The sequence below is a fragment of the Moritella viscosa genome (assembly GCF_900120065.1).
GTDB classification, from domain to species: Bacteria; Pseudomonadota; Gammaproteobacteria; order Enterobacterales; family Moritellaceae; genus Moritella; species Moritella viscosa.
Map to the genome: position 1 here is coordinate 1 of NZ_FPLG01000059.1, position 10749 is coordinate 10749.

The 10749-nt window shown below is 39.3% G+C and carries 9 protein-coding genes; 5 read left to right on the plus strand and 4 right to left on the minus strand.

What is annotated here, in order from left to right; all coding sequences use genetic code 11:
* Nucleotides 1–159: 159 nt before the first annotated feature.
* Nucleotides 160–663 (plus strand): glycine cleavage system transcriptional repressor, encoded by a 504-nt coding sequence (locus BT797_RS09890; protein WP_045111655.1) that lies wholly within the window; start codon nucleotides 160–162, stop codon nucleotides 661–663.
* Between the two features lie 127 nt (nucleotides 664–790).
* Here BT797_RS09890 and BT797_RS09895 read toward each other — a convergent pair whose 3' ends face one another.
* The 4 genes from BT797_RS09895 to phoB all read right to left on the minus strand — a co-directional run bounded on the left by BT797_RS09895 (nucleotide 791) and on the right by phoB (nucleotide 5859).
* Nucleotides 791–2251: a NarK family nitrate/nitrite MFS transporter gene (locus BT797_RS09895; RefSeq protein ID WP_045111656.1), complete on the minus strand. Its 1461-nt coding sequence runs from the start codon at nucleotides 2249–2251 to the stop codon at nucleotides 791–793.
* Between the two features lie 323 nt (nucleotides 2252–2574).
* Nucleotides 2575–3552 carry a PstS family phosphate ABC transporter substrate-binding protein gene (locus BT797_RS09900; RefSeq protein WP_075471912.1) on the minus strand — a complete coding sequence of 326 codons (978 nt, stop codon included), beginning with the start codon at nucleotides 3550–3552 and terminating at the stop codon, nucleotides 2575–2577.
* Between the two features lie 299 nt (nucleotides 3553–3851).
* Nucleotides 3852–5150 carry a phosphate regulon sensor histidine kinase PhoR gene (gene phoR, locus BT797_RS09905; RefSeq protein ID WP_075471914.1) on the minus strand — a complete coding sequence of 433 codons (1299 nt, stop codon included), beginning with the start codon at nucleotides 5148–5150 and terminating at the stop codon, nucleotides 3852–3854.
* Between the two features lie 22 nt (nucleotides 5151–5172).
* The gene (phoB, locus tag BT797_RS09910) at nucleotides 5173–5859 is read right to left on the minus strand and encodes a phosphate regulon transcriptional regulator PhoB (RefSeq protein ID WP_045111659.1); all 687 of its coding nucleotides are present in this window, start codon (nucleotides 5857–5859) and stop codon (nucleotides 5173–5175) included.
* A 397-nt stretch (nucleotides 5860–6256) separates the two neighbouring features.
* Here phoB and rdgC point away from each other — a divergent pair, with 397 nt between their 5' ends.
* From rdgC to BT797_RS09930, 4 genes are all read left to right on the plus strand, one after another.
* Nucleotides 6257–7174, plus strand: coding sequence for a recombination-associated protein RdgC (gene rdgC, locus BT797_RS09915; RefSeq protein WP_075471915.1), 918 nt, complete (start codon nucleotides 6257–6259; stop codon nucleotides 7172–7174).
* 368 nt (nucleotides 7175–7542) lie between these two features.
* On the plus strand, nucleotides 7543–8658 hold the full coding sequence (locus tag BT797_RS09920; protein WP_420271296.1) for a Na/Pi cotransporter family protein: 1116 nt from the start codon (nucleotides 7543–7545) through the stop codon (nucleotides 8656–8658).
* A gap of 259 nt (nucleotides 8659–8917) precedes the next feature.
* Nucleotides 8918–10288 (plus strand): prephenate-dependent tRNA uridine(34) hydroxylase TrhP, encoded by a 1371-nt coding sequence (trhP, locus tag BT797_RS09925; RefSeq protein ID WP_075471919.1) that lies wholly within the window; start codon nucleotides 8918–8920, stop codon nucleotides 10286–10288.
* A gap of 25 nt (nucleotides 10289–10313) precedes the next feature.
* Entirely contained in the window at nucleotides 10314–10577 is a 264-nt protein-coding gene (locus BT797_RS09930) for a YfhL family 4Fe-4S dicluster ferredoxin (RefSeq protein ID WP_045111663.1), read from the plus strand.
* Nucleotides 10578–10749: the final 172 nt, after the last annotated feature.

The window sequence follows — 10749 nt, forward strand, 5'->3', positions numbered from 1 at the left end:
TTGAAGTAACTTGGGTATATTAGCTGGACTAAGCTCTGATATTTAGATGCTGACGCTATATTTATACACGTTATTTACATATAGTATGGCGCATCATATTAAGTGATCAAAGTAGCTAAACAAAACGTTTAGCACAAGATTTTTATATAGGGCTTAGTAATGCTTAAACAACTTATCGTAACGCTTATTGGTGATGATAAATCAGGTCTCATAAACAATTTATCACGTGTCGTCGCCGAGCATAAGGGAAACTGGTTAGCAAGTAACATGAGTGAGCTAGCAGGACAATTTGCAGGCATTTTACAAATTTCAGTAGAAGATGAATATTACCGCGATTTATGTGAAGCATTAAGCCTGATCCCAGGCCTTACCATAAATTTCGCCGAAGGTAAAAATCAAAGTATTTGGAAAAAGTCACCCTGCCTTATTATCCAAGATAACGACCGTCCGGGAATTATCAACGAAATATCTAAGATATTAACGCAGCACGGTATTGAGTTAAAAGCGATAACAACACACAGTAAAGATCTGTGGCAGTCTGATAACAACCGTTTTTATGCCAAACTTAAACTGGCACTGCCTGAGACCCTAGACCATGATATGTTTAATGGTGACTTAGCAAAAATATCACCAACCTTAATTACTGAAATGACAGAAGCATAAGTAAGTAAATAAGTAAATCGTTATATAAAAATGGCGCCATTATCAACTATGATAATGGCGCCGCATTCAACTCTGTCACACTTTCGTCATAAAATATATCTAACGATATTTTAGTTGCTAAGCATATTTATGACACATTAATTAACGTCACTTTACCGTCTTCATCTACCTCTGCAATATGACCTTTTGGCTCTTCCATTAATAACAAAGCAATAAAGCCGACTATCGCCGTGATTGCAATTGCATAAAAGAATACTTGCGTGGATACGATCGAATACAACGTTAAATAGAATACTGCCCCCACATTACCATAGGCACCAGTCATGCCCGCGATTTGCCCCGTTAAACGACGTTTGATCAATGGTACTGCAGCAAATACAGCCCCTTCACCTGCTTGCACGAAGAATGAACATGCCATTGCAGTTGCAATAGCAAGAGGCAGTGACCACGCAGCTGTAATTTGTGACATCGCATAGTAACCAACGGCTAAACCAGCGGTTAAAATTAATAATGTTTTCTTACGACCAAAGCGATCACTGATCCAACCGCCACCTGGGCGAGACATCAGATTCATAAAGGCGTAAGACGCTGCAACCATACCTGCTTCCGTCATCCCAAGTCCGAATGTTTCTGCAAAAAATAATGGCAACATAGAAACAACCGCTAACTCAGAACCAAATGTAGAAAAATACAAAACGTTAAGTACAGCCACTTGCTTAAACTTATAACGTTCAATTTCAGGCACGTCTTTAACAAAAATATCGCTATTTACTTGGTATGTTTTCCAGCAATCAAGAACATACAGTACACCTAAACCTACATAGATAGAGTGAGTGGTGGTTTCAGTGAACATGCCGATTTGTAATAATTTCCACGCTAATAAGCCAAGCGTCAAATACATAGGTAGTTTCATGATCAGCAGTAAATAAAAATCACCTTTACTGGTCACTTCCATTGCTCCGCCTTTTTTAGGACGGAAATAAGTCGCACCTTTAGGTGTATCAGTGACGTTGAAGTAATACACAACACTAAATACCAAGCTCATTAAACCTGTAATAGCAATCGCATAACGCCAGCCATCTTCACCACCAAACAATAATGCAATTGTCGGTAATGTGAATGCAGCTGCTGCGGAACCAAAGTTACCCCAACCACCATAAATACCTTCTGCGGTACCTAACTCATTGGCAGGAAACCATTCACTGACAATGCGAATACCAACAACAAAACCCGCACCAATCAGACCCATCATGAAACGCGCTATAGCTAATTGTTCAAAGGTCGTCGCCATTGCAAACATAAAGCAGGGAATGGAACAGACTGCTAATAATGTAGAGTAAACAATTCGAGGTCCGTATTTATCGGTTAACATGCCAATAATAACGCGTGCAGGAATCGTTAATGCTACATTAAGAATAAGTAAGGTTTTCACTTCTTCTGTGGTTAAACCTAAACTGTCTTTAATCGCTAACATTAATGGAGCAGCATTAAACCAGACCACAAACGTAATAAAAAATGCCATCCACGATAAGTGTAAGGTTTTCATCTTCCCTGAAAAAGACAATATATTAAATTTTTCTTGTCCCATAAAAATTCCCTCTAAGATATAAAAACAAAGTTTAAAAAATTTATCTTATCTAGAACAAAGCAATACTAAGGCCAACTTAACAAAACCAGATTAAAACATTTATTATCAAACACTTAACACATTAAAACCATGATGTTATAGACTGGGGGTGGAATATTTGCACCAATATGGTGACTAAATGTGAGCAATGTATCATTTTTCGAGCAAAACCCCCAAGGTTGCACATGCTTCGAACAAGCCTACAGCCTCATTTTATTTTATACCAAAAAGCAAAAAGCCCGCTAGATAGCGAGCTTTGAATCATTTAACCTATGTAAATCGTATTACAGTGTAATACCTGCTTTCTTTAGGTCTTTTGATGTAACTGAGTTAGGTAGTGGAATATAGCCATCTTTAGCTACGATCTTCTGACCCTGTTTCGATAATATCAGTTTTAAGAACTCAGTTTGCATTGGAGATAATGCTTTGTTCGGGCTCTTATTAATGTAAACGTATAGGTAACGAGACAATGGGTATTTACCTGAAGCAGCGTTATCTAACGATGCTTCGATGTAGTGAGTCCCTTTTTTAGCTAAAGGTACAGCACGAACACCCGATGTTTTGTAACCGATACCTGAGTAACCGATTGCATTAAGTGATGATGAAACCGACTGTACAACAGACGCTGAACCAGGTTGCTCATTTACGTTATTTTTAAAGTCACCTTTACACAGTGCTTTCTTCTTAAAGTAACCATAAGTACCCGATACTGAGTTACGACCAAATAATTGGATATCTCGCTCAGCCCAAGAACCTTGTAACCCTAGCTCACCCCAACGTTCAACACGCTTCGCTTCACCACATTTTAGTGTGCTTGAGAAAATTGCATCAACATCGGCAATACTTAAACCTTTAATTGGGTTATCTTTGTGCACGAATACCGCAAGTGCATCGATAGCAACACGAATTGCGGTAGGCTTGTAACCGTAACGTTTTTCAAACGCTTCAATTTCTTTAGACTTCATCTTACGGCTCATTGGACCGAACTGCGAAGTACCTTCTGTTAGTGCCGGCGGTGCAGTAGAAGAACCAGCCGCTTGAATTTGTACGTTAACACTTGGGTAAGTATGTTTGAATTCTTCAGCCCACAACGTCATCATGTTTGCTAATGTATCTGAACCAACTGTAGATAGGTTACCCGAGATACCACTTACTTTTTGATACTCAGGTAATTTAGGGTCTAGTCCTGCTGCAAATGCGCTTTGTGAAGCGATTGCTGTCATTGATATCCCTAATGCTACAACAATTTGTTTAATATTCATTTTTACTTCTCCAAGTATAATTTTATTTTGTGTCTATAACTACAGGTATATAAGCTTTGTATTTAGTGTCCACGACTACAAGTAATATAAGCTTACATCTCGTTTCTGTGACTATAAGTATTCAATAAACTGATGACAATAATATGAATGAAACATGACGGTTTGATGACAGTACACAAATTATTACAAATAAACACCCTACCAATTTCCATGCAGTATAAATTGATAGTAAAAAAAAGCCCATCACAATGGGATGGGCTCAGTGTAGTAACAATAGTACAGTAACAATCGTGGTAACGTTAATGGCGTTTTACATACGTTACTAACGGTAATGTAAATCGAAAGCAACTGCCTTTGTTCACTTTACTATCAATCTCTAACAAACTGTCATGATTGCTTAATACGTGTTTCACAATTGATAAACCAATACCAGAGCCACCAGAATCACGTGAACGCGCATCATCGACACGATAGAAACGCTCAGTTAAATGATGTACATGCTCGGCAGAAATACCATCGCCATTATCGGTCACACAGAATAAACCACCAGCGAGTGTATGCTTCCACTCAACGACCACTTTGCCGTCCGTAGGCGTATAACGCACCGCATTGTAGATCAAATTAGATACCGCACTACGTAATTGCGATTCATCACCCAGTGCAAACAAGCCATGTTCAATATGGAACTCAACCCTTAAGGCTTTATCTGCACCTAAAATCAATACCTCTTGCTCTAACATCGACAACATAAACGGTATATCGACTTGCTTTTCAAAGTCGACAGCCTGTGCAGCTTCAATACGAGACAAGGCTAACAATTGGTTCACCAACGAATCCATACGCCCAGTTTGTTCAGACATAACTTTGTGCGCCCGCGCAAACATTTTATCCGACTCATCAGGTTCAAGCATTTCCAGATAACCTTTTAATACAGTCAATGGCGTACGTAACTCATGAGAAACATTCCCCATAAAATTACGCCTGACTTGTTCCAGTTGACGCAGTTCAGTGACATCTCGAGCCACCAGCATCGATTGATCATCGGTATACGTCATCACACGAATTTCTAACGTTTTAGCATTATGTACTGGCGAGGTGATCTCTAACGGTTCTCGGTAATCTTTCGAATTTAAATATTGAATGAAATCCGGAGTTCTGATCAAATTACCAATATGTTGATGGGCATCTTCAGGCCACTTCAGGCCAATCATTTGTTGCGCTAATTTATTACACCACATAATGGAATAATCAGTATCCAACGCAACAACGGCATCCGGTAAGGCTTCCGCACCTTCACGAAAACGTCGTATAACCATACGCAATTCTTTACGCTTACGTTTATGTCGACGCTGCAAACGATAGATACCATTAAAAATGGATTCCCAGCTACCTTTACCTTCAGGCGGTGTCGCAGTCCGCGCAACCCATAACCACTGATGTAATATATATTGGCTACGATATAGCCAAACAACATGTGCAACAGTGGCGATGAGCATACTCAATGTAATATTATCAATAACTAAACCAACAAGAAAAAACGGGATATACCAATAAAGCAGTCGCCATAAGCCACCAACAAAAGCGTTCGTCTTATTCATATTGAAACTTCAACTCTCATGATTAACGTATTGAGAAGCGATAACCTGCACCACGCACTGTCTGCACATATTTATCATGTTCACTCGGTGTTAATGCTTTTCGAAGACGACGGATATGTACATCAACCGTGCGGTCTTCAACGTATACATTCATGCCCCAAACATTATCTAATAACTGCTCTCGACTATACACACGTTCTGGATGAGTCATAAAAAAGTGCAATAATTTAAATTCAGTCGGACCGATATCAATCACAGCCTCACCAGCAGAAACGCGGTGAGCAACAGGATCAAGCTGTAAACCACTAATATCAATAACTGTATCTTGAGTCATTGGCGCAACGCGACGCATTACCGCATTTAACCGAGCAATCAATTCTTTTGGTGAGAATGGTTTAGTGATGTAATCATCCGCCCCCACTTCCAAACCTTTCACCTTATCTTCCTCTTCACCACGTGCAGTTAACATCACGACAGGTATAGAGGATAAATGCGGTTGAGATTTTAGGTGCTTAATATATTTAATGCCACTACCACCAGGTAACATCCAATCTAATAAGATTAGATTAGGGTAAGGTTCAACAAGCCGCTCTACCGCCTCGTTATAATCCCCAGCTTCAACAACATCAAATCCCTTTTGTTCTAATGCAAAACACAGCATTTCACGGATCGCAAGTTCATCTTCAACTACTAAAATTCGCTTAGACACTTTAAATATCCTTTACTATTCTTCCCTTAATAACCGTCGCCAGTCAGTAAAAGATTTATATTTAAATGATGAAAGAACCACTTATCTTTCGACTTTAACTGAAAGTGATTATCAGCTCAATATGTTTCAGTATTATTACATTGATGAATTTTTTATTAAAAATACGATTAAGACCTAACAAATGTCATGAATCAGCTATCAATATAATTTTTAATTAATGTACTGATTTTAATAATTAAACTAAAAGTTAGAATAAAATACTTATCGCTTCAAATTAGCGTTATTCTATTAAATTAAGGTGTTGATTGATGGATGTTTAGCCACTAGGCAAACTTGTATTTCCAACATCCTTGAGTATACTGGTTATCCAAACAGTTGATACCAAGGTCCTGCTATAATGTGGTTTAAAAACTTACTAATTTATCGTTTCACTCGTCCATTTGAATTAGATATTGAACAACTTGAAACCAAGTTAGCTGATTTCCCTTTTACCCCTTGTGGTAGCCAAGATTTATCTAAGTTCGGCTGGATCAAACCACTGGGTAAATCTGGTCAGGCTTTAACGCACGGCATTACAGATAACATCCTAATCTGTGCGAAGAAAGAAGACAGAGTATTACCCGCATCGGTTGTCAAAGACATGCTACAAGAAAAAGTCGACACAATTGAAGCAGAGCAAGGTCGTGGCCTAAAGAAAAAAGAAAAAGATGCGCTAAAAGAAGATATCGTTCATCAGCTACTCCCACGTGCATTCCCACGTAGCAGCCAAACATTTGCTTGGATTTGTCCTTCACAAGATTTACTAGTGGTTGACGCATCAAGCGCTAAAAAAGCCGAAGATCTCATCGCCTTATTACGTAAGTGTGTGGGTAGTCTACCCGTTGTACCTGTTGCTTTAACCACACCAGCGGATGTAACCATGACTGAATGGTTAAATAACGGCAGTGCTACACCGGGTTTTGAACTGGGTGATGAAGCTGAATTACGTTCTGCACTTGAACACGGTGGTATTATCCGTTGTAAAGAGCAAGACTTAACCAGTGACGAAATCCAACACCATCTTAACGCAGATAAGTTAGTGACAAAATTAGCTTTAGATTGGAGTGAATCACTCTCTTTCTTACTTGGCGAAGACATGTCGGTAAAACGTCTTAAATTTAGTGATCTGATTAAAGAACAAAATGACGATGTAGCGACAGAAGATTATGCCGCTAAGTTTGATGCTGATTTTGCCTTAATGACAGGTGAGTTAATGCGTTTCATCCCAGAGCTAATCACAGCGTTAGGCGGTGAAGAAACAACAACGGCCAAATAATAGCTTTACAACGCAGTATACCTAAAATAGGTATGCTGCCCTCCAATTTTATGTCTCCCCCCCTACCTAACATGACAAGCCTGTCACAATTATTATTTTTCGTTCATAAAAACAACTGAATCAAGCTATTCAAGCCAGTAAAATAAAAATATAATTAAATAATAAGAAATTAGTAATCTTTAAAAAACATAAACTTAAATATTAATATTCATTTTTTATGACATTACAAAACCACTGTAATATTTCTGTCACAAAAGTTTGTTTTAATCCACCTCGTCAACTAACTGAAACAAATCTGTCATTCGATACAGATAAAACGGTACCTAGAGATGAAAAACAACGAAGCAATTGAATTGAACCCAAGCACAATGAAAAAAGTATTCAGCTGGGTAAGTGTAGCCGTATTGGTATACTTCGTATTAGTCGCAGTATCTACAGTAAGTGGAGGCTTTAAAATGTTCTCCGGTGGTAGCGCTGGTGCAGAACAAATTTTCGCTTTCGCAACTAATCCATTTGTCGCTTTACTATTGGGTATCCTAGTAACGGCATTAGTACAGTCTTCAAGTACGGTTACATCAGTAATTGTTGGTCTTGTTGCTGGCGGCCTACCAATTTCAATCGCAATCCCGATGGTAATGGGTGCAAACATGGGTACGACGATTACAAATACGTTCGTAAGCATGGGTCATATCCGTGACAAACAAGAATTCCAACGTGCATTCAGTGCAGCGACAGTGCATGATTTCTTTAACTTGCTTGCTGTTGCAATTTTCCTTCCACTGGAAATTGCATTCGGTATACTTGAGAAAATGGCAACTTACCTAGCAGACTTCTTCGTAGGTGGTAGCAGCTTAAGTATTAAAGAATTCAACTTTATTAAACCGTTAACGAAACCTGCGGTAAACCAAATTAAAGAACTTGCTGGTTCATTACCGATAGAAAGTAATACAACAGGTCTAGTCATGGTATTTATTGGTATCTTCATGATTGGCTTTTCGGTAACCTTCCTCGGTAAAGTATTAAAATCAGTGATGGTTGGTCGTGCTAAAGCCGTGCTACACGGTGCAATCGGTCGCGGTCCAGTAAGTGGGGTCTTATCTGGTACAGCGGTAACAGTAATGGTGCAATCATCATCAACAACAACAAGCTTAATGATTCCACTAGCCGGTAGCGGTGTATTCACTACACGTCAGATTTTCCCATTCACACTGGGTGCAAACATCGGTACAACTATTACCGCATTACTAGCAGCAACATCTATCAGTGGTGAGTTTGCAGAAGTAGCAATGACAATTGCACTGGTACACGTAATGTTCAACCTATTCGCAGTAGCACTTATCTACGGTATCCCTGCACTACGTGAGATTCCAATTAAGTGTGCTGAAGCATTAGCGCGTCAAGGCACTGAAAATAAGTTCATCGCTTTTGGTTATGTGATTGGTGCTTTCTTCGCACTACCTGGCCTGATGATTGTTTTTAACTAATATGACGGACAACTAATGGCTGTAAACAATTAGCCATCAATATAATTAAGCTCAGACTTGTTCTGAGCTTTTTTATTTCCGACTTTGACATCACTATGCCACCAACCTTCCCTTGTAAATATCCGTGACACCTCTCAAGCACGATTAAATAAAACATGATCCAGATCAACGTGAGAATATCACTCAGCGCGTAGAATCGCGAACCTTGATGCCCTTAGGGTATTCCCTGACTTGAACTCAGACAACAATTGAGGTTGAAATGTTTACTCCAGAATTACTTTCCCCTGCAGGTTCATTAAAGAACATGCGTTATGCTTTCGCTTACGGTGCAGATGCTGTTTATGCTGGCCAACCACGCTATAGCCTACGTGTTCGTAACAATGAATTTAGCTTAGAAAACCTAGAAATTGGTATCAATGAAGCACACGCGCTTGGTAAACAATTCTATGTGGTTTGTAATATCCAACCTCATAACTCCAAGTTAAAAACTTTCATCCGTGATTTAACACCGATCATCGCCATGAAACCCGATGCAATCATCATGTCTGATCCAGGTCTGATAATGATGGTACGTGAAGCTTTCCCTGATATGGTTATTCACCTATCAGTACAAGCAAATGCAGTAAACTGGGCTACCGTTAAGTTCTGGTATACCCAAGGTATTAAGCGTGTGATCCTATCGCGTGAATTATCACTTGATGAAATTGAAGATATTCGTTTCCACTGCCCAGATATGGAAATCGAAGTATTTGTACACGGCGCACTGTGTATGGCTTATTCTGGTCGCTGTTTACTGTCTGGTTACATCAACAAACGCGATCCAAACCAAGGTTCATGCACTAACTCATGTCGTTGGAAATACGATGCACATGATGCGACTGAAAATGAAACTGGTGATATTGTTGCAACCAGTCCTGAGATTTACACTCCAGAAACAGATTCACCAGTGCCGACTTTAGGCGAAGGTAAACCGACTAACCAAATCTTCTTATTACAAGAGCAAGGTCGTCCAAATGAATATATGCCTGCATTTGAAGATGAGCATGGTACTTACATCATGAACTCAAAGGATCTACGTGCAATCCAACACGTTGAGCGTCTCACTAAAATGGGCGTACATTCATTAAAAATTGAAGGTCGTACCAAATCATTCTATTACTGTGCGCGTACAGCACAGGTATATAAACAAGCAATTAACGATGCTGTTGCAGGCCGTGACTTTGATCCGTCTTTACTACGTTCACTAGAGCACCTTGCGCACCGCGGGTACACTGAAGGTTTTTTAAGTCGTCATACTCACGATGCATACCAAAACTACGATTACGGTTACTCAATCAGTGAAACACAACAGTTTGTGGGTGAGTTCAATGGTCGTAACGATAAAGGCCTTGCAGAAGTTATTGTGAAAAACAAATTCTTAGTGGGTGATTCTCTTGAGCTAATGACGCCACAAGGTAACCTGACTTTCAAACTAGAAGAATTAGAAAACCGTAAAGGCGAAGCAATGGAATATGCGCCTGGTTCTGGTCACATTGTTTATTTACCGGTTCCAGAAGAAGTCACACTGGATCACGCACTATTAATGCGTAACTTCCATAACAGTGAAGATACACGTAATCCGCATAAATAATCCATTAGGATAGAAGCAAAACCTTATGGCATTATTAATTAATGATAAGTGTATTAACTGCGATATGTGCGATCCGGAATGTCCGAATGGCGCAATTACATTTGGCGCGAAGATTTATGAAATCGATCCGCTATTATGCACTGAATGCGTAGGCCATTATGATAAACCGACCTGTAAAACAGTTTGCCCGATTAACTGCATTATTACCGATCCGGATAATGTAGAAGCAGAGGACACATTATGGGAAAAATTTGTCATGATCCAAGATGCGACTAAAGCAGCACGGTAATATAAATACCAAAACGGCGAGTCAATAACTCGCCATTTTTATAATAAGCGTTATGCTAATTATTTTATCACTCGCTTACTCAGCGTTTTACGCGCTAACCAATCTTCTTGTAATAATGCAGTTAAGACATGATCTTGCCAGCGTCCAGCGATTTTAAGGTATTTTCGAGCAT